This window comes from Pirellulales bacterium (assembly GCA_035656635.1).
GTDB lineage: Bacteria > Planctomycetota > Planctomycetia > Pirellulales > JADZDJ01 > DATJYL01.
In genome coordinates this window covers 1-20,215 of the sequence record DASRSD010000157.1, presented here as the reverse complement: position 1 = coordinate 20,215, position 20,215 = coordinate 1, and the positions used below count along the sequence as shown (strand labels likewise).

Sequence of the window (20,215 nt, the reverse complement as noted above, 5' to 3'; positions counted from 1 at the left end):
CAAATGTAGATGGCCGCCAGAACCGAGAATTTCCAAGCCAACGCTTTCACCCGTGAAGGTTTCATTGGTAGCTCCTTGTCCTGCGGAAAGGACAAAAATCTGCCTGCGCCCCTAGGAAGGACCGTCATTATTTGCCAATCTGTGGAGCATTACAAGGAGCGGCCTGGGGCGTGGTCAGTTCAATATGTATTGCAAGGTGCCTGCGACCACAGCCACCCTCGATTCAAACTGACTCACTGCCGCGGTGCGCAAACAAGAAAATTACGAGCCCGACCGCGCCCAGAACAAACGCCGCCGGCTCCGGCACCGTTGCCGTGGAGCCTTGTCCCGCCTGCAACGCGTTCAGCAGCGATTGCACATCGGCGTTGGTGAACTTGCCGTCGCCGTTGATGTCGCCGATTATTTGTAGTTGCGCATTGGTGAGATTGTCGTGTGCGGCTTCGTAATCGGTAGGATCGACCAGCGCCTGCATCATCGACTGAATGTCAGCGGCATCAATGTGGCCATCCCGATTAAAATCTCCCGGCAGGAAATTGCTGTTCACCACCGCCAGCGTGCCGGTGGTATAAAGCGCTAGACTGTTCCAGGTCAGCCCGGACGAAAGCGCAGGCAAGCTCAGGCTGCTGAAATGCCCGACGAGCGTTCCCCAATCTAAGATATTGAACAACTCGCCGGCTGCCGGCGCGAAGTCGTTGAGCAACGACACCTGCAAAATTCCGCCCAGCGATAGTTGGCCCGTCACATGGAGTTGATCGTATTGCGTGCCGAGCGTCGTGCCGGCCAATTCAATTTGCAATTGTGCAGCGCCGGTGTTGACCGGCGTGTTGCTGAAGTTCACGGCCGCGGCGGTTACAATTCCCGGACTGTTGCCCGGCGCGTATATGCCTCCTTGGTTCACGTTCACCACACCGTACGTGCCGGTCCCTTTGGCCAGCGAGCCGAAGTTGACATCGGTCGTGCCGGTAATGGCGCCGTTGTTGATCAGCAGGCCGCCATTCAGTTCAATCGTTGCGCCGGTCGTCGATAAATTTCCAGAAGCGTTCACCGTGGTTTGGCTGCCGCCGCCCAAAATCAAATTAGAACCGCTGTTGTTCAGCGCCCCGCCGCCGCTAATTGTGATGATGCCGTTGTTGATGAAATCGCTGGCTGTAACGGTGCCGGCCACGGTCATGCGGCCCGCGCTGGTGACGGTGCCGTCGGTCCAACTGAGCGCCTGCCCCGCCGCATTGTTGAACTGGCCATTGTTGGTGAAGTTGCTGACCGAGGCGGCCCCGGTCTGGCTGATGGTCACGCTGGTCGAGGTCGTCATTCCCGAGAGTGCCGCTCCGCCGGTCAGCGTTTGTGTGCCGCTGCCTTGCAAAGAGCCATTGCTGATGAAAGCGCCGTTATAAATGGCCGCGCCGCCGGAAGCCACGTTCAAGCTGGCCCCGCCCAGCCGCAAGCTCCCCTGCACGTTGATGGGATTGGCTGACGTGACCGTATAGTTGTATCCGTTCAAGTCCAGCGTCGCGCCGGAGGAAACGGTAATTGGCGCATTGGTAGAAATCGCTCCCGACGAACCGGCCAGTAGCGTGCCGCCTTGCACGTTCAACGGTCCGCTTTGCGAGTTCGTGCCGGTCAGCGTCCATGTGCCGGAACCCGTTTTGTTCAAGCCACCCGAAACCGCGCCGGAAAGATTGCCGAAATAAGTGGCTGAATAACCGGGCCCGCCGACGGTCAAGCTCGTAATGCCATTCAATGCGAGATTGCTTGTTCCGGTCAGCATCCCCAGCACCGGAGCGGTAATCGACGAGAAACCAAGACTGCCGCCGGAAATCGAGACGGTGCTGTTTTGCAGGGCCGCGTTGTTGGCCAGCGTAAGCGTGCCATTGCTGACGGTGGTTGAACCGCTGAAGGAGTTCGCTCCAGCAAGTGACAAACTTCCCGTGCCGACTTTGATGAGCGCTCCGCTGCCGGAAATTTGCCCGCTGTAACTGCTCGCGCCGCTGCCGGCCACGCTGTTGTCGATGCCTACGGTGAGCGTGCTGCCGCTGGGAATGCTCAGGCTGGCGCTGGTCGAGGTGCCCAGCAAAGTGTCGATGGTCTGGTTAAAGCCGTTCAGGTTCCAAGTGCCGTTGACCGTCACCGCGGTGATGTTGTTGCCAGACGAATCGAGCAGTTGCAGGGCATTATTGGCTCCCAGCGTGGCCGTGGCGCCGCTGTTAATGACGGCGCTGTGATGCACGAAGGCGCTGATCGTGGCCCCGGTTTGCGAGAAGGATCCGGCGATTGAGGTCACGGCGTTTCCATTGAGCGTGATGGAATCTCCGCTGGGGATGGTGGTGCTGAGTGCATCTACAGTCAGCACGCCAGCGGCGCCGAACGTGGTGGTGCCTCCTCCGGTGCCGCCGCCCAAATTCACGGTAACACCCGAAACGGCCGTGCCCAGCGTGTAGGTCGACATACCGGCCAAATTGATTCGCCCGCCGCCACCGCCGCCGGCCACTCCGGCGCCAACCACCGTGGCAGGCATGCCCACGGCCGACAAGGTTACGCTGCTTTCGAACGCCAGGCCGGTTCCACCGCTGAGCAAAATGCCTCCCCCCGATCCGCCGCTGACGCCCGAACTGACCGAGGTAACGACCGACGAACTGGCCCCGCCGGCGTTGGCGGAAATATTCGAGACCGTCAGATTTCCGACGGCAACAACTTCAATCGCCCCGCCGCCGCTGCCCCCTTCCAATTGTGCTGTGCTGGAATTGTTCGTGATGCCCACTCCACCCCCGCTGCCGCCTACCAGCGTTTGCAGCAAATTTCCATAAGGCGTGCCCACGGTGTCGATGGCTCCGCCGCCGTTTCCGCCGTATCCGCCGCCGCCGGTCAAATCGCCCGAGGCGCCGCCGGCGCCTGGCCCCTGCCCCGGCTGCGATGCGGTTGTGATGCTCGACGGCAGGCTGAGAAATCCGCCGTCATAACCGCCGCCGGAGAAATTCGGCAGCGTGGTGTTAATTAACGCGCCTCCTTTCGACAACAACGCCAGCGGCCGTGAGCCGGTGATCGTAACCGTTATGCCGCTGCCGATGGTAATGGAGCTGAAATCGAACACCGCGATTTCCGGTCCCCCCGCCTGCGCCAGCGCCGCGCCGGTGAAGCTGGCGGCATTGGACATCGTCAGCGTGTCAGTATTAATCGCCAAAGTTCCGGACAAGACATTCAGCGTTCCGATCGACCCGTAGGAGTTCGGGTTCAGTTGAGCACTGGCCGCGCGGTGAAAAAACAATATGAATGCAACCGCCAACAAAACAGAGCGCATCCGTGCGGAGCCCATGGCTAGAATCCTCCCTAGCTTGTTTGGGTACGTGAAAGTTCCGTGGGGGGAACTTCGACCCGGCACCCGATTGCTGATTCGCCAAAGCAACCGCGCCCTGGGTCGTGGCGGGAGCGGCAATTCTAGTCGCAGCCGCTTCCGGCGTCTTTAGCAGATAATGGATTGCTATAAAACGCTATGACGTGACAACTGACAGCAGCTATCAACACCCGACAAAAGAGGAACCGTGCAGCAGAAGTAGCAGACGGTCCACAAACCTAATCGCGGCAATGCCCAACGAACAACATTCCCACCACGGCGAGCATCGCCAATACCAAAGACGACGGCTCGGGCACCGGATCATTCGATCCGCCGCCGGATTGCAGCAAATTCAAAAACGCTTGCACATCGGTGTTGTTGAACTTGCCGTCGCCATTCACATCGCCAATCAGCAATAGTTGCGAAGCGTTGAGGCCCTTGGTCGTCTCATAGTCGGCCGCATCCGTCAGGGCCGTTTCCATCGGCAGTATATCTGCGGCATCGACGTGCCCATCGCGGTTGAAATCTCCGGCGTAGTAGGTTGCCGCAACCGTTAGCACGCCGGTCGTGTAAAGCTGCGAAGTGTCCCACGTAATGCGGCCGTTCAGGGTGGGCAGGTTGAACTGCATCGGTTTGATCACACCGCCCGACCAATTAGCCGAACCGGTTTACAGGCCGCGGTTGGTTGTATCGATCCAAAATGCCAGTGGCGCCATCCTGCACGCTGGCCAACGCAACGAAAACAGCGCCGGCAAATTACACTGCCGGCCGCCACGACACAGATAAGAAGCCCACTGTATTGCTCTGGCGATTCCAGAACCGCCATACACTTCGTCCCGGGGGGCATTATCCCCATCGAAGTGGGGAATTACAGGATGTTTTTTGATCCGAATCTTTCCAGGCAATGACTGTACTGCGCGATTTTAGCCCACGGTCGCTGACTGACCGTCAAGAGAGCCATGATGCGATCCCTGGCCCAAAACGTAGCTTGCACAGGCGGGGCCAGCCATGTGATAATTTGTACACTATTTTGGAAACAGGCGGGTCGTGGCCTAATTTGGAAAATGTAGTGGCGTCTGTCCCCAGACGCTTGCAGTTTCTCAAGCAAAATGGCTGGGGACAGCCGTCGCTGCATCGATTTTCGTTCAAATTAAGCGACGACCAACAGGCTTGGAGAATTCCCGGCCGGCCTGCGACGAACGCTTGCACTGCGCGTGACAAAATCCGGTAATTTTGTCCGCAAAATAAAAATCGGCGACAAAATAACCTTTCTGAACAAAACAAGCGCCTATAATCTGTTTGCGACTAAACCATTCCTCGAAAATAAACTTCCTCGATTTATGCACACCTCGCTCACCACCCGGCCCCGCACGCTGAAGGAACTTCGCGCCAGCGGCTGGCAATCGAAAACCGTCAAGCAGGAAATTCACGACAACTTTTTGCGCATGCTTGCCGGCGGCGAGGAGCTGTTTCCCGGCATCGTCGGCTACGACAGCACGGTCATTCCGGAAATCAACATCGCCCTGTTGGCCAAGCATGACATGCTGTTTTTGGGCGAAAAAGGACAGGCGAAAAGCCGGCTGATGCGGCTGCTTGTTCGGTTTTTGGACGAAGAAATTCCCTACATCGACATTCCCGAAGCGCCGCTGCATGACGATCCGCTGAAGCCCATTACCGCCGTGTGCAAGCGGTTCGTGGAAAGCCATGCCGAGGAAATGGTGCCCATCGGTTGGTGGCGGCGGGAAGATCGCTATGCCGAACGGTTGGCGCCGGGCACAAAATTCGCCGATATCATTGGGGAAATCGATCCGGCCAAACTTGCCGGCGGCACCAGCATGGGCGCGGAAGAAGCGCTTCACTTCGGCTTGATTCCGCGGCTGCATCGGGGCATTTTCGCTATCAACGAGTTGCCCGAGTTGGACGAACTGGTGCAGGTGGGGTTATTCAACATTCTAGAAGAGCGCGACGTGCAAATTCGCGGCTACCCGGTGAAGTTCGACATCGACGTGCTGATTTTGTTTTCCGCCAATCCGGCGACCTATAACCGCAGCGGGAAAGTAATTCCGCAATTGAAGGACCGCATTGGCTCGGTCATTCACACGCACTACCCCAAGGAGCGCGACCTGGGCATTGCCATTATGGAGCAGGAGGCGGCGCTGAATTTGGACGGCGATTTTCCGGTTGTCGTGCCATACTTCATGAAGCAAATTATCGAGCAAATTACGGTGGCGGCGCGGCGGAGCAAATTCATCGACCACAATTCCGGCGTCAGCGCGCGGTTCAGCATTGCCAATTATCGCACCATGGTGGCCAGCGCCCGGCAACGCTCGATTCGCCTGGGCGAAAAGCCGGCCGTGCCGCGCATCAGCGACCTGGGCCACATTTACGCTTCCTCGCTGGGCAAGCTTGAGTTGGACATGATGGGCAGCCATCAAATGACGGAGCGGCAAGTGCTGGACGCCGTGATTGCCGAAGCGATTAAAACCGTGTTCGAGGAATATGTGGACAAGCACGGGCTGGACGAGGTTTCCAAAATTTTCGCCGAGGGTGTGAAAATTGAAGTGGGCGACATGCTTCCCTCGTCGCACTATGCGGAGCGGCTCAAGCGCGTTCCGCCCGCCTGGGACAAAGCCTTTGAAGTGAATGCCGCGGCCGATCCTGCTGTTCGCGCCAGTTGTGTGGAATTTGTGCTGGCCGGCCTATACGCCGCTGAACAAATTTCCCGCAGCCAACATCACGGGCGAATTGTGTACGAAGTGTGAGGGCATTTCGTGATTGCCTAAGGTCCGTTGCGAAAGGTAGAATAGTTTCGGTGGCGGAGCGACATGCCTTCTGCTTGAAGTGTGACTGAAATGGCTACGATCACGACTTTGCTAACCGCCGACGAATACGCCAAACTGCCGGATCCCGGTCGTCCCACAGAATTGGTTCACGGGCAGGTGATTACGATGCCTCCTCCAATGCCGCGTCACGGCCAGCTTTGCGCTCAAATTGTTTATTTGTTACGTCGATTTCTAGACGATAACGCGCTCGGGCACGTGCTGAGTAACGACTCTGGCGTGATTACTGAGCGCAATCCCGACACAGTACGCGGCGCTGACGTAGCCTATTACAGCTTCCAGCGCGTGCCGAAAGGTCCGCTAACTGATGGGCTTTTGCAAGTTGCGCCGGAACTGGTATTCGAAGTTCTCTCTCCCGACGACCGTTGGAGCGACATCCACGCGAAAGTCGGCGAATACCTGCGAGCCGGCGTTCGAACGGTCTGTGTGGTTGATGATTCCACAAAAAGCATTCATGTCTTCCACGCTGACAGAGCATCAGAAGCATTTGGCGCCGACGACGAACTAAAGCTGCCGGAAATCCTGCCTGGATTCCATCCGGCGGTACAGCGAGTGTTTGAATAACACATGACATATTTTCTCGTGTATTGGAAACCCGATACTGTCCTAGCTGACGAGGTGTCACCGCGATTGTTTCATTCCGCGAGTAACCAATATCACCGAGTTGCAGTTGGCGATGTGTTATGGATTGTCACCAGCGAAGAACCGGATGATTTATTACTCGTCGGACGCCAAAGGGTAGATCGAGTCGTTGGACAACAAGAGGCAGAACAACTCACAAAATCCTCAACTCTTTGGAAAGCTGAATACCATGTCTTCTGCAACACTCCAGAAGAAAAGGGAAATTTAAATATATCAGGATGGGCTCGCCAACTTCGTTTTGACGGAGCTGTCACTCAGTTGCCGGAAGGTTTTAGTGGACAACATCTCCAGACAATGCGTCGAATTGAAGATGTATCCGGCGAGTTGCTAGAGCGGTTGTGGTCTCAACGTGAGGATGTTCAAGGTGCGCCATGACCTACAAAGGCAAAGTACAAAACGGCGTGATTCAGGTCGAAGGAGGCGTGCGCTTGCCCGAAGGGGCCGAAGTGCAAATTGAGTTGGCCGACGGCGTGGAACCGACGGCTGAAAAAACGGGCGAGCCGACGATTGGTCAAAAGCTTGCAGCCCTGGCGCGCAAATTCGAGAGCTTGCCATGCGATCTTCCTGACGACCTGGCCATGAACCACGATCATTACTTGCATGGGCAGCCCAAGCGTCAATGAAAAAGTCATTTGCCGACACTTTCTTTTTCTTGGCAATGTTGAACATTCGTGACGCAACCCATCGGCAGGCCGTTGCATTGAGCGAAACCTATGACGGGGTGATTGTTACCACGCATTGGGTGCTTGTCGAAGTGGCCGACGCTTTTTGCAAGCCTGCGGATCGAAATCGTTTTGTCGATCTGCTGGAACTGATTGAAGCTGACAAACGAATGCGTGTCATTTCTGCCAGCAAATCGCTGTTCGAACGTGGAACCGAGTTGTTCGCACAGCGGAAAGACAAATCGTGGTCATTAACCGACTGCATCAGCTTTGTGGTGATGGACCAGCATCACATTAGGGAAGCGTTAACCGCCGATCATCATTTTTCGCAGGCGGGATTTACGCTTTTGTTGGCTTAGCGGCGATAAAATCAAACGCCGTTAACTCTTGTTAACCAACAGATTTCCGACTGGCGGCATTCCGATATGAAGTGTGAGGGCTTGCCTTTCGTGGCTAAAGGCGAAAGATGAATGCCAGGCGGATTGATTGGCACCACCGGATTTGAGTTTGCGTCAGCAATTTAATTCACTAGCCAATCAAAAGTCGGTTTGAGATTCTCCACTCTATAACTCAAACAAGGAGCCTCATCATGTCTGGCAAATTGGCTGGAAAAGTGGCGGTGGTCACGGGGGCATCGAAAGGCATTGGCGCGGCCATTGCCAAGCATTTTGCGACCGAAGGTGCCGCAGTGGTCGTGAATTACAGCTCCAGCAAGGAAGGCGCGGAGAAAGTAGTAAAGGAAATCACCGGCAAAGGGGGCAAAGCCATTGCCGTCGGCGCGAATTTGTCGAAACCCGCGGAAATTGCTCGGCTGTTTGCCGAAACGAAAAAAGCGTTCGACCGGCTTGATATTCTGGTGAACAACGCCGGCATTTATGAAATGGCTCCGCTGGAAAAAATTACGCCCGAACATTTCCACAAGCAGTTTGATCTCAACGTGCTGGGCCTGATTCTTGCTTCGCAGGAGGCCGTCAAGCTGATGGGCTCCTCCGGTGGCAGCGTCATCAATATCAGTTCCGTTGTCAGCACGACGGGCTTTCCGAGCTATACGGTTTACGCCGCGACCAAAGGCGCCGTCGACGCCGTCACTCGAGTGCTGGCCAAGGAATTGGGCCCACGCAAAATTCGTGTGAACAGTATCAATCCAGGCATGGTCGAAACCGAGGGTGTTCACGCCGCCGGCATTGCCGATAGCGATTTCCGCAAGCAGTACGAAGCGCAATCACCGCTGGGCCGCATCGGCCAGCCGGACGACATTGCGAACATGGCCGTATTCTTGGCATCGTCTGATTCCAGTTGGATCGCGGGCGAATCGTTTTATGTTTCCGGCGGATTGCGGTAGTTGCATTGACCCGTTGCCGGGACCCTGATTTACGAAACTCAAGGAGTTTCTCATGCCGCGCGTCGTGCGATTTCATCAAACCGGCAGACCGGAAGTGTTGAAGATCGAAAATGTCGATGTTCCACCCCCCGGCGCCGGCGAAGTGCGAATCGCGGTTAAGGCGTTGGGGATGAATCGGGCCGAATCGATGTTTCGCCTTGGCCAATATCTGGAAGATCCCAAATTGCCGGCGCGGCTCGGTTACGAGGCTGCCGGAACCGTGGAAGCCATTGGCCCGGGCGTCACCGGCTTCAAACTGGGGGATGCCGTCAGCACGGTGCCTTCGTTTTCGCAAAATCAGTATGGCGTGTACGGCGAGTTGGCAACCGTGCCGGCCACTGCGTTGGCCAAGCATCCGCCGTCGTTATCGTGGGGCGAAGCGGCCGCAATTTGGATGCAATACGTCACCGCCTATGGGGCGATCATCGACATTGCGAGTTTAACTGCCGGAGACACGCTGCTTGTTTCCGCCGCATCCAGCAGCGTAGGTTTGGCCGCGATTCAAATTGCCAATATGGTCGGAGCGAAGCCGATTGCACTTACACGCAAAAGCCAGAAGCGCGCGGAATTGACTAAGCTGGGCGCGGCACACGTGATTGCCACCGAAGAACAGGATTTGATCGCCGAAGTCAAACGCTTGACCGACGGACATGGAGCTCGGGTGGTGTTCGATCCGGTTGGTGGACCAACGCTTGCCAAGTTAATATCCGCCACGGCCTATCACGGCATCATTTTTCAATACGGCGCTCTCAGTCCGGAGCCAACGCCGTTGCCGCTGTTCGAAGTGCTGGAAAAATGCCTGACCATTCGCGGATACGTGATGTTCGAAATCGCCAAGGAACCGGCCAAACTGAAACGCTGCATCGATTTCGTCGTGGGCGGACTGGCCAGCGGTAAACTGAAGCCGATCATCGCCAAGATGTTCCCCTTGGAGCAAATTGTCGAGGCGCACCGCTATTTGGAATCGAACCAACAGATTGGAAAAATCGTGGTCACTGTTTGACAGGCCACTAAGACCGGCGGAAACTTGTCAGCCGCCCGACAAACAGCTATTTTAAGTGCGCATTGTCGAAACTGGTTTCAATGTTTGGAAATTGATTTTCGTAATCGTTCACCATCAAATACTCGAATAGGAGAACAACCATGGCGCCGTTGACTGCCGCGCAGCCCAAATCGCGGAAAAATCACGCATTGGCCACGCCGACCGACCTGAGCCGCGAGGGCGTTTCGGAAATCTGTGAAAGTTTGCGCGGCCTGTTGGCCGACGTGTTTGCGCTATATGTGAAGACCAAAAACTTTCATTGGCACATGAGCGGACCGCACTTCCGCGATTATCACTTGATGCTAGACGAACAGTCGGACCAAATTTTCGCCATGACCGATGATATTGCGGAACGCGCGCGCAAAATCGGCGGCACCACGCTGCACTCCATCGGCGAGATCGCCAAGCATCAACGCTTGAAGGATAACAACGCGGAGTTTGTGGCGCCCCAGGAGATGCTGGCGGAACTGTGCGCCGACAATCAACAACTTACGGAATCGCTGCGCGAAGCGCATGAAGTGTGCGATCGGCACAACGACGTGGCCACGACCAGCCTGATTGAAGTTTGGATCGATCAGACCGAACGCCGCACCTGGTTTTTGTTTGAAGCCAGCACGGAACGTTGAATCTGTTAAGGACGTTTTGTTTCGAAGGAGAAACCCATGCCGCAAACCATCGAGAAAAAATCTGCACCGGCCGACAAGCTGTCGCAGGATTTGCTCAAATCGTTTGACGATGTGTTCGGATTGCATCCCGGTTTCCGACCCGTACACGCCAAGGGGTTGATGTGCTCCGGCACGTTCACTCCCTCGGCGGCTGCTAAACAGTTGACGCGCGCTCCGCAGGTAGCTCGGCCTTCGACGAATGTGATTGTGCGGCTTTCTGATTTTGCGGGCGTGCCGAATGTTCCCGATAATCATCCCGAAATTGCCAGTCCGCGGGGCATGGCCATCCGATTTTATTTGGCCGAGCACGTGCATTCCGATATTGTGGGGCACTCGGCTGATGGCTTTCCCGTGCGGACCGGCGAGGAGTTTTTAGAATTCCATCGGGCGGTTGCCGCCAGCCCGTCCGAGGCGCCGCATCCTACGCCCGTGGAGGCGTTTGTCATGTCGCATCCCAAGGCACTGGAATTTGTGCAATTGCCCAAGCCGCTGCCGACCAGTTTTGCCCGCGAGTCGTTCTTTGCGGTGTCGGCGTTCAAATTCACCAATGCGGAAGGAGCCAGCCGCTTTGGCCGGTATCGCATTCTTCCTGAGGCGGGCAACGAATATTTAACGGCCGAGCAAGCGGCCAAAAAATCGCCCAATTATTTGTTCGAGGAATGGACGGAGCGGATTGGCAAAGGGCCGATCAAGTACCGCATTTTGGTGCAATTGGCCGAGGCACAAGACGAAACCGCCGATGCCACCATCCGCTGGCCGGCCGACCGCAAGGAAGTGGAATTCGGCGTCATTACCCTGACCCAGCGTGTGAACGACCAGGAGCCGGAAATGCGGAAAATCATTTTCGATCCGCGCCCCAATGTCGATGGCATCGAGGCCAGCGCCGACCCGCTGTTTGAAGTGCGGGCCAATCTCTATTTACTCAGCGGCCGACGCCGCAGAGCGGCCAGTGCCGGGTAGCGCGAAATTTCGCGATCTTAGTTAATTTTGCAGCGGCGTATTTTCGCCGCCGGCGATGGTGCTTAGCGCCATCAAATCTTTAGCGAGGATCGTGTCGTCGATCGCGCTGACATGGCCGTCCAGATAGACAAATTGAACAACGCCCACGTGGTTGCTGCCGAATTTAGAAACCGTGTTTTTGTCATCCATATCGTTTGGGCCGCTGGCAAATCCTTCTTGCGTTCCAGCGAAAATCGTCCGCGGTTGGTCGCCGGAGATAAACGCCGTATCGCCTTGGTCGTAATCGTGCATGTTCTCCGGGCGAGTGGGATCAAACGGCGGGATGTACCGCTCGCCGATAGCCAGGGTCTTTGATAATCCGTCGGTCACGTTGCGCACGGCAACGCGCGAACCGCTAAAAATGGGACCGGCTTTGGTGGGATCGTACGCTCCAAATTTGAATTGGATTGCCGTATTGGTTTGCTCGACCGCAACCATCCCGATGTTGTATATGAATCCAGCATTGGCTGCGTAATCGCCCAACGTGCCGGCGTGCAGCACAACGGGAGCAACATCGTTGTTATCGAAATTACGATCGGCCGCCGCCGAGCGCCGGCTGGGACAGGCATAGACCGCCACTGCTGTGCGCATGGTTTGGGTGTTCCCAACATCGTCGTCACGGACGGAACTGTTATAAGCGGTGTACATGGGATTTTCTTCCATGTAGGGCAGCAAGTAATATGCCCAAGAAAGTGCGTACTGATCGTATCGATTGCGCCCCATCGGAAAAACCTTTCGGACATCCAAATGCGACTGAATGGCAATGCCCATTTGCTTCAAATTGTTTTGGCATTCGCTGCGCCGGGCGGCCTCGCGCGCCGCTTGCACGGCAGGCAACAATAGCGCAATCAAAATTCCAATAATGGCGATCACCACTAGCAACTCAACGAGCGTGAAGCCCCAGGGCGCGCGGCGCATGACCAACTCCTTGTGCACTCGCTGTAGCGACTCCGCAGGTGGGTTGCGTCAAGGCGGAGTCCGGTGGGTGTGAACTTGGCGATAGTGTACCGAATCCGGTGCCCCGAAGTCAAATCGCCCGCATGGGCTCGTGGGACAATTTGTACATAGCCCGACTGTGCCAGTCGGGCGATTCGTTTAGGTCGTACTCAAATTGTCCCCACGACCCGCATGGGAAACTCGTCCCGCCCTGGTGCAGCCCATTTCAGCAAGCACGAATTATGCAGATGCAGAATTGGACGCACAGCCCGCGTGTGGGTAGGATAGCAGCCGCAGTCTTGGGGTTGAATTTCCAGATGCCTCGGGGGGTATCCTGGGAGATTGCGGATGAGCAAAGGTAAATCTCGTTCAGTCTCGCGGCGGCGGTTGATTACAGCGGCCTCGGTTCCGATGATGGCCGTGGCGCTGGAGTCAGGGCTATTCAATGGCCGCGCGCAGGCCGCGGAAGCAGCCGTCGCTGGATCGGCGGAAAAAAATCTGGCCGGAATGCGCGTGTTTAACGTGCGCGAATACGGAGCCAAAGGGGATGGAACCACGCTTGATACCAAGGCGGTTCAGGCGGCAATCGACGCCTGCGCGGAAGATCGCGGCGGCGTTGTGCTGGTGCCGGCTGGCGCGTTTCTGATTGCTCCGATCGAACTCAAAAGCAATGTCACGCTGCACATTGCGGCCGGTGGAAAACTGTTGGCGACGACCGACCCGGCGTTATATCATCCCGTCCGGGGCATTCCGATCAATGGCGATCATACGATGGGCGACGGCAACGTCGGCCTGCTGTTCGCCGCCGAAGCGGAAAATATCACCATCGAAGGGCCCGGCGTCATTGACGGCCAGGGAAAACAGGTGCGCGCCGCCGGATTAAACGGCATCAATCGCTGCCACTTGCTGTTGTTTTATCACTGCACCAATCTCACGATTCGCGATGTGTACATGTTCCAAAGCTCGTACCACACTTGCCGGATCTGCAACAGTTCGTATATCAATCTCGACGGCATTCGAATTTTTAGTCGTGTAACGGGCAACAACGATGGGTTTCATTTCATCAGTGCCGACCATGTGACGCTCAGCAATTGCGAAATTCGCTGCCAAGACGATGCCTGTGCGCTGTTCGGCAGTTGCCAGTTTATTATGGTGACGAATTGTTTATTCAGTACGCGCTGGTCGGTATTTCGCTTCGGCGGCGGAACTGCCAAGAACGTGGCAGTTTCCAACTGTGTGATGTACCAGGTGTACGGCTGCCCCATTAAGCTGCATTGTGAGCCGGGCTCGCTGTTCGAAAACATGAGCTTTTCGAATTTGGTGATGGAAGATGTTAGCGGGCCGTTTTACTTGGGTGTTGGTAGGCAAATGCGCCGGCAACAGGGTGGCGACCAGGCTGGAAAATCGGACGGAAACGCAGCGGCCGCGAATGAAAAGGGAACCGCAAAAGCTGAAAATGCCCCGACCGAGAAAGCCGCCGATTCGCCCGCCAAGCGCTCGCCGGGAACCATTCGAAATATTTCTTTCAGCAACATCAGCGGCACCGTCGTTACAAAAATAAGCACACTGGACGATTCCGAAGCGCTAGAAACACGCTCCCACGGAGTCACCAACATTGGCGAGCAACATTCCTGCATTGTGCTCAATTGCGTCGAAGGGCAAGTGATGGAAAACATTTCGCTCAGCGATATTCGCCTTACTTTCGGCGGCGGCGGCACGGCGGAAGATGCGGCCCGGCGCGATCTGCCGCAAATTGCCGGCGAATATTTTTCGCTGGGCGCGATGCCTGCCTATGGCTTGTATGCCCGCAACGTGCGCGGCCTGATGCTCAATAACATCCGCTTCCAAGTCGCCACGGCGGAACTGCGCCCCGCGGTCATTCTCAGCAACGTGCAAGATGTTTCGATGCTAGGCCTCTCGGCCGAAGGCAATCCGGAAGCGGAATCGTTGCTGCGGTTCATCAACACAGCCGACACTTTAATTACGGCCCCGCGCGTACTGACGTCAGTCGCCGTGTTCTTGCGCGTGGAGGGAGCGAAAAACAAAACCATCACCATCGACGGCGGCGATATATCCAAGGCCAGCAAGCCGTTGGATTTTGCCGATGGCGCCAGCGAAACTGCCGTGAAGTTGCGTGGTTGAATTGGTGCGGGAAAATAGCCGGTCGGCCACGACGTCCGCAGGCTAACCAGAAGTTGTCGAAAATATTATCGGCCCACGTCTTCACATTCGCAGCGGCTTGCGCCCCGCCGCGCGCCGGGCATCCGCCACTTGCCCCCGGTGGGTCATCGTGTTGAAAATGATGATCAGAAAGCACTGCCAATACGTCCCCACGAATTCCTTCATCTCCGGCGGGCAGCCCTTGGCCGGCTGATCCAAATCCGCATCGCTGAGTGTGTCGAGCAGTTTCATCGTCTCGGCCCGCAATTCCAGAAATTTTTCGCGAATTTCGTCCAGCGACGGATAGCGGCCGGCATCGGCGGTCGGTTCGCTTTTCATGCCGAACAATTCGCCCCAATGAGCCACCGGATTTGGCCGGCCAAGCATGATGTGCTGGACGAGCGACCCCTCTGTGTGCGCCATGTGTCCCATCACCCACAGCGGATGGTTGCCTCCCTTGGGCGTCGGGAACGTCAGCGGCGCGTCTTTCATGTCGTCAACCAACAGCAGCGCGCCCCGCGCACTCCCTTCCAATCCTTTGCGGATAAAATCCACGGTTTTCATTAAGCATCTCCTAGCAAACGACGCTGAATCGCCGGATGCTCACAGCATCCGGATCGGAAGGCGTGGCCTTCCGTCTATTTTTAAATTACACCGGCGTTCCTTCGGCATTCTACCGTGTACCCCGCTTCGCCTCTGCGGCAGTCTTAATGGTATTCATAATATCGCCCCAGCCTTTGTTGAGTCCTTCCAAGTGCTCAGGCGCAATCAGCCCGATGGCCTGATGCACGAACGAAAGCTTGGTGCCGCCATCTTCTTCCGTAAGCCGATATTGAATGAACGAAGCCACGGGATACGACATCATCATCGGTCCGGTAATTTCCAAAAGCTTCGGCGGCTTAATCACTTGCACGTGCCCCCACAAGTGGCCCGTGTTGTTCCCCAGATCGCGATACCAGCGTCCGCCCGGCCACGCTTCCAGCTTGAGGTTCATTTCGGTCAAGCGGTCCTGCGGCTCCAAAACCGTTTCGAAAACAATGTCGATGGGCGCGGCAATTTGGATTTCTTTGCGCACGTTCAAAGTTTGAATGCTGGACGAAGCCTTGGCAACAGGCGTAGCAGTTGCGGTTGACATGATAAGTTCTCCTAAAATTAAGGGTTGGGTTTGCGTTGCGCCCTCTCGCGGGCTTTTTGCTCCGCTCGGGCTTTAATTTGGTCAAGATGTTCGGTCCAGAACCGCTCGTATTGCTCCAGCCAATTGACCGCATCGTGCAGCGGCTCAGCAATCAGTCGCAAGTGATATTCGCGCCCCTGCTTGCTCCGTTTGAGCAGCCCGGCCTGTTCCAGCACGCGAATGTGCTTAGAAACCGCGACAAACGAAATGCTAAACGGCGCCGCCAGCGCCGTAATGGTCATGTGGCCGTCCGCCAATTGGGCCAGAATCGCTCGGCGCGTCGGGTCGGAAAGGGCGAAAAACACCCGGTTCAGCGACTTGGGAAAATACTTAACCATTTGGTTTAATTTATATCGGCATTCCGCAGCCGCGTCAATGCCTGGCAGCCAAATTTTTTTTGAGAAATCTGCCGTCACCTAATTTGAATGAAAAACGACTGGGTGGCCGGGGTCGAGGCCGCCGAGCCCCCGGAATGGAATGACGAAAGACCAAATCCCAATGACCAATAATTCCTGCGACTCGCTATGCGAATTGGTCATTGGTGCTTGGTCATTGGCCATTAACCACGTAAAATTGGCCGCTTACGTTTACCGCACTTTTTTGTGGGAGATAATTTCATGAAAGGCTCTTGGGCGCTGATCACCGGCGCTTCCTCCGGTTTTGGTTGGGCAATTGCCGAACAATTGGCGGCCCGAGGTGTGAATTTGCTGATCACTGGGCGCCGGGAGGATCGGCTGCTGGAATTGAAAGAGAAAATTGTGAACGAACACAAAGTGCTGGTCGAGCCGCTGGTGTTCGACGTCCGCTCCCTGGAGCAGTGCGAAGCGGCCCTCAAGCAAAAAGCTTCTCTGGTGGCCAATGTTTCCATTCTCATCAATAACGCCGGGCTGGCCCGCGGAGGCGAGCCGCTGCCGACAGGCAAGATCGAAGATTGGGATCAAATGATCGACACCAACATCAAAGGCCTCCTGCACATGACTCGGCTGGTGCTGCCTTACATGATCGAACGCAACACCGGCCACATTGTGAACCTGGGCTCCATTGCCGGTCGCTGGGTGCCGCCCGGCATGGGAGTTTATTCGGCTACCAAGATGGCCGTGCGGGCCATTACCAACGGCTTGCGAATCGACCTGATGGGAAAAAACATTCGGGTGACGAACATCGAGCCCGGCATTGCCGAAACGGAATTCGCCCATGTGCGGCTGGCGGACGATCAAAAAGCGTCCGCCATTTACAAAGGCATCACGCCGCTCAGCGCGAACGATGTCGCAGAAGCCGTGCTGTGGTGTTTAGATCGCCCGGCGCACGTGAACATTCACGAACTGCTGATCACCCCGCAAGCCCAAGCCGGCGTCGGCGCCGCCTACGTGCACCGCAGTTGAACGCTCACACAAAAATACATAGCCCGACTGTGTCAGTCGGGCCGCCACTCACTTCGCTTGCACTTTCCCCGCTCCCGGCGACCACCACTTCACAACAAAGTACGTGGCCGGCGTGTCCCCCACGTTTTTGAAGCCGTGCAATTCATTCGAGCTGTTGAAGATCACCGAACCTGGCCCCACGCGCTGCCGTTTATCGTTTTGCAGCACATCCAGCGTCCCCTCTTTCAGCAGCATCAATTCTTCTTCCGGATGCTGATGCGGCGGATGCGGCTCTTCGCCCGGGTTCACGGTGGTAATGTGGCACTCCAGCCGGTCGAGTGTGGCCACCGGCGTATCGAGAACCTGCCGCTTGGCCCCCACCTTGGTCATTTGCTCGTTCATCTTCTCCCAATCGAACACGGAAGAATGCATAACGGGCTTGGCGCCTGCTGAGTTCGACTGCGCCGAGCTCGATTGTGCCAGCGCCACGGCGCCGGCCGCCGGAATCGCCGCCGCCGCGATGATCATTTCTCTACGGGTAATCATGACAGCCCTTTCAAAAAGAATTCAGTGGGGCGAAACACAATGATGGCAGTCCCCCGGCCACCGCGCAATTTAATTCAGGATAGGCTCGGGCACCGGGTCTGTGCAGGGTTAAACCCGAATTTATCTTACTTTAATTCCAAGGGTTATTGAGTCGCCACACTAAAAGGTTGCCATCACTTCAACGTGGTCGCTTGGCCGCTGCAGCATCGGCAAAGCTAGGCCCGTCGTAACCTGCCCCAGCGATGCGGCTTTTTTCATTTAAGCTACAATGCGGGCATGGATGCGAGCAGCCAAGCCAATTCGGTTTTGAGATTTCGCAAAATGAGGATGGTTTTCTCCGCAGTCAGTATTATCGCGGCAGGCCTCTTCGTTTTTCTTTGGGTGCGCAGCTACCGGTGGTTTGATACAATCAATTTTCGCCACGCAGACAATCTGCTTGTAGGCGTTATGTCCGAGAATGGCGCGATCACCTTTTGGAACGATACTCCGGCGCTTCCATTCCTCGGCGATCCGCCGCAGCCTGGCGTAACATTTCGAACGGGCTCGCTCAGGGGATATCACAGCGATATCCAAGATGCACGGATATTATCCAAAGTGTTTAGGTGGTTTGCTCGACCATCCACACACGCCTGGCGAGTGCCCGATTGGTTTTTTGCCATGCTCGCGGCAGCCTTCGCACGATTGCCCTGGTGGCGCGGTTGGAATTCCCGCTTTAGCCTCCGCGCGCTGCTCATTGCCATGACGTTGCTGGCCATCGCCTTCGGCTTACTGACGCTCGCGCTGCGGGGCTGCAAACAATCTTAGTCACCGCTGAAACGCAAATAGCGGTGTACGCGGTCTGGCAGAGTCGCTCGGCGTCTCTGCGTCTCTGTGGTTATTCTGCGGTAAAACCTCGACCATCGCTGGCCTAAAAATTCTCTTGCATTGTGTACGTATGTACATTACACTGATTCTCGCCATGGACCGGTACCTGGGGTGTAACAGAAACTACTGCGTAACAGCAAGAAGCGGACTGACCCAGATTGCGGTTCCATGACAGTGATGACACGAAAGGGACTGGCGGGACGGCTGTTTTCGTAACCGCGGGCTGCTGCTCCGTGCTCTGTGTCTCTGTGGTTTAATTCGTGTAAAAAAGCCGCCGGGCACTGGACGAAACACACAACAATTCACCAACAATGCACACTTTCGGACGTAAATCCACCGCTTTCTGTCACTCGCCATCGCGTGCCCAGGTGCAAATTAGCTGTACCGGCATCGCGGGCCACCTGACAAAACAAGTCCGTTTTGTCCGAAAACAAAAAAACCCCGACAATATCTTCAACACTGCATTCCCCATTCTCCCCTCCGGATTCCCCATTCCCCAATCCCCACTCCCCATTCGACATTCCCCACTGCCCGCTGAGGATTTTCTTGACCATCTTGCTACAATTACCCGGTTGCCTGAAATTCTGCGTCATCAAGGTTCCGCATTTTTAGTAGCACGATTTATGGCCAATCGAAACACACTCGGCGGGGTCATTCACACGTACCAGCGGTACGATCCCAAGCGTTTTCCCAGCCCCACGCAACCGCCACCGGACATGGTTTCGCCGGCGTTCGAGCACTTGTTGGCCTTTGGCGAATTGCGGGAATTGAGCGAAGAAGAACTGGCCCGGGCTGTGAAAATTGATCCCAGCCAAATTGCCGGATTGGGGCCCACGTTGGAATCGCTGAAGGCGGCCCTGGAAGAACGCAAACGCAAAATTCTGCAAACCTACGAGACCGAGACCGTGCAGAAATTGGCCGGCGACGCTTATCGCGAAACCGGCGAGCAAATTTCTCCGCCGAAGAATTTGCGCGATCGCTTCCGCCGCGCTTTTCAGGAAGAGCAAATTCGCGATTTGGAGCGGGTGTGGTACGCCCACGGAAACGATAATTCGCCATTCGCCCGTCAGTTGGTGAAATTGGTTGACAAGCTCGGCGATAAGTACGAAATCGACGAGCTAGCCGCCAAGTACGATTTCACCGGCCGCACAGCGATGAACGTGCCGCAGGCGATTGAAATCAAGGAAGAATTAGAAACTATCGACCGGCTGCTCAAGCAATTAGAAGAGGCGGCCAAGAACGCGCAAATTGGCATCATCGATTTGGAAGAGTTGGCCCAGTATGCCGAGCCGGGCGACATGGACAAGCTCGCCCAAATGCAGCGGCAAGTGGAAGAATTGCTGCGTCACATGGCCGAGCAGCAAGGCTTGCAGCGCGGCAAGCGGGGCTATGAGCTCACGCCCAAGGCGTATCGCCTGTTTCAGGGGCGGTTGCTGGAGCAGATTTTCTCGCAGTTGCAGGCAGCCCGGACCGGGCGGCATCAAGGGCCGGTCGTTGGCGAAGGCGCTGTCGAGTTGCAGCAAACAAAACCATACGAATTTGGCGACAGTGTGGCGAACATGGATATTCCGCAATCGTTGGTGAACGCCATGATTCGCGACGGGGCCAAACTGCCGCT

At 56.2% G+C, this 20,215-nt stretch carries 20 protein-coding genes; 13 read left to right on the top strand and 7 right to left on the bottom strand.

Annotated features, from left to right (window positions below; all coding sequences use genetic code 11):
- Nucleotides 1-223: 223 nt before the first annotated feature.
- Together VFE46_15855 and VFE46_15850 are read right to left on the bottom strand one after the other, a co-directional pair.
- Nucleotides 224-3,307: an autotransporter-associated beta strand repeat-containing protein gene (locus VFE46_15855; GenBank protein ID HZZ29473.1), complete on the bottom strand. Its 3,084-nt coding sequence runs from the start codon at nt 3,305-3,307 to the stop codon at nt 224-226.
- Between the two features lie 257 nt (nt 3,308-3,564).
- Nucleotides 3,565-3,954: a dockerin type I domain-containing protein gene (locus VFE46_15850; protein HZZ29472.1), complete on the bottom strand. Its 390-nt coding sequence runs from the start codon at nt 3,952-3,954 to the stop codon at nt 3,565-3,567.
- A gap of 711 nt (nt 3,955-4,665) precedes the next feature.
- Between VFE46_15850 and VFE46_15845 the strand changes: the two genes are divergently transcribed.
- From VFE46_15845 to VFE46_15805, 9 genes are all read left to right on the top strand, one after another.
- A complete protein-coding gene (locus VFE46_15845; GenBank protein HZZ29471.1) occupies nt 4,666-6,087 on the top strand; it encodes a magnesium chelatase in 1,422 nt (473 codons plus the stop codon).
- Nucleotides 6,088-6,177: 90 nt separating this feature from the next.
- Nucleotides 6,178-6,729 (top strand): Uma2 family endonuclease, encoded by a 552-nt coding sequence (locus VFE46_15840; protein HZZ29470.1) that lies wholly within the window; start codon nt 6,178-6,180, stop codon nt 6,727-6,729.
- A 3-nt stretch (nt 6,730-6,732) separates the two neighbouring features.
- The gene (locus VFE46_15835) at nt 6,733-7,182 is read left to right on the top strand and encodes a hypothetical protein (protein HZZ29469.1); all 450 of its coding nucleotides are present in this window, start codon (nt 6,733-6,735) and stop codon (nt 7,180-7,182) included.
- Nucleotides 7,179-7,430, top strand: coding sequence for a hypothetical protein (locus VFE46_15830; protein ID HZZ29468.1), 252 nt, complete (start codon nt 7,179-7,181; stop codon nt 7,428-7,430). Before VFE46_15835 ends, VFE46_15830 begins: the two co-directional genes overlap by 4 nt.
- Complete coding sequence (locus tag VFE46_15825; protein ID HZZ29467.1) at nt 7,427-7,828, top strand: PIN domain-containing protein; 402 nt, start codon at nt 7,427-7,429, stop codon at nt 7,826-7,828. The genes VFE46_15830 and VFE46_15825 overlap by 4 nt, the downstream gene beginning before the upstream one ends.
- 230 nt (nt 7,829-8,058) lie before the next feature.
- Nucleotides 8,059-8,811, top strand: a complete 753-nt coding sequence (locus VFE46_15820) for a glucose 1-dehydrogenase (GenBank protein HZZ29466.1) — start codon at nt 8,059-8,061, stop codon at nt 8,809-8,811.
- A gap of 52 nt (nt 8,812-8,863) precedes the next feature.
- Entirely contained in the window at nt 8,864-9,853 is a 990-nt protein-coding gene (locus VFE46_15815; GenBank protein HZZ29465.1) for a zinc-dependent alcohol dehydrogenase family protein, read from the top strand.
- A 140-nt stretch (nt 9,854-9,993) separates the two neighbouring features.
- Nucleotides 9,994-10,518: a DNA starvation/stationary phase protection protein gene (locus tag VFE46_15810; protein ID HZZ29464.1), complete on the top strand. Its 525-nt coding sequence runs from the start codon at nt 9,994-9,996 to the stop codon at nt 10,516-10,518.
- 36 nt (nt 10,519-10,554) lie between these two features.
- A complete protein-coding gene (locus VFE46_15805; GenBank protein HZZ29463.1) occupies nt 10,555-11,517 on the top strand; it encodes a catalase family peroxidase in 963 nt (320 codons plus the stop codon).
- Nucleotides 11,518-11,538: 21 nt separating this feature from the next.
- On the opposite strand, the gene VFE46_15800 is transcribed toward VFE46_15805, so the two are convergent.
- Nucleotides 11,539-12,474, bottom strand: coding sequence for a DUF1559 domain-containing protein (locus tag VFE46_15800; protein ID HZZ29462.1), 936 nt, complete (start codon nt 12,472-12,474; stop codon nt 11,539-11,541).
- A gap of 366 nt (nt 12,475-12,840) precedes the next feature.
- On the opposite strand from VFE46_15800, the gene VFE46_15795 reads away from it, so the two are divergent.
- On the top strand, nt 12,841-14,634 hold the full coding sequence (locus VFE46_15795) for a glycosyl hydrolase family 28 protein (protein HZZ29461.1): 1,794 nt from the start codon (nt 12,841-12,843) through the stop codon (nt 14,632-14,634).
- 81 nt (nt 14,635-14,715) lie between these two features.
- On the opposite strand, the gene VFE46_15790 is transcribed toward VFE46_15795, so the two are convergent.
- From VFE46_15790 to VFE46_15780, 3 genes are all read right to left on the bottom strand, one after another.
- Complete coding sequence (locus tag VFE46_15790) at nt 14,716-15,216, bottom strand: DinB family protein (protein ID HZZ29460.1); 501 nt, start codon at nt 15,214-15,216, stop codon at nt 14,716-14,718.
- Nucleotides 15,217-15,325: 109 nt separating this feature from the next.
- Nucleotides 15,326-15,787 (bottom strand): SRPBCC domain-containing protein, encoded by a 462-nt coding sequence (locus VFE46_15785; GenBank protein HZZ29459.1) that lies wholly within the window; start codon nt 15,785-15,787, stop codon nt 15,326-15,328.
- A 17-nt stretch (nt 15,788-15,804) separates the two neighbouring features.
- Nucleotides 15,805-16,164 (bottom strand): metalloregulator ArsR/SmtB family transcription factor, encoded by a 360-nt coding sequence (locus VFE46_15780; GenBank protein HZZ29458.1) that lies wholly within the window; start codon nt 16,162-16,164, stop codon nt 15,805-15,807.
- 279 nt (nt 16,165-16,443) lie between these two features.
- On the opposite strand from VFE46_15780, the gene VFE46_15775 reads away from it, so the two are divergent.
- Nucleotides 16,444-17,208: an SDR family NAD(P)-dependent oxidoreductase gene (locus tag VFE46_15775; protein HZZ29457.1), complete on the top strand. Its 765-nt coding sequence runs from the start codon at nt 16,444-16,446 to the stop codon at nt 17,206-17,208.
- A gap of 48 nt (nt 17,209-17,256) precedes the next feature.
- Here the strand turns inward: VFE46_15775 and VFE46_15770 are convergent, their stop codons facing one another.
- Nucleotides 17,257-17,733, bottom strand: coding sequence for a cupin domain-containing protein (locus VFE46_15770; GenBank protein HZZ29456.1), 477 nt, complete (start codon nt 17,731-17,733; stop codon nt 17,257-17,259).
- A gap of 447 nt (nt 17,734-18,180) precedes the next feature.
- On the opposite strand from VFE46_15770, the gene VFE46_15765 reads away from it, so the two are divergent.
- Both VFE46_15765 and VFE46_15760 read left to right on the top strand, forming a co-directional pair.
- The gene (locus VFE46_15765) at nt 18,181-18,537 is read left to right on the top strand and encodes a hypothetical protein (protein HZZ29455.1); all 357 of its coding nucleotides are present in this window, start codon (nt 18,181-18,183) and stop codon (nt 18,535-18,537) included.
- A 683-nt stretch (nt 18,538-19,220) separates the two neighbouring features.
- Nucleotides 19,221-20,215, top strand: a 995-nt coding sequence (locus tag VFE46_15760) for a hypothetical protein (GenBank protein ID HZZ29454.1), incomplete at its 3' end; no start/stop codon positions are given.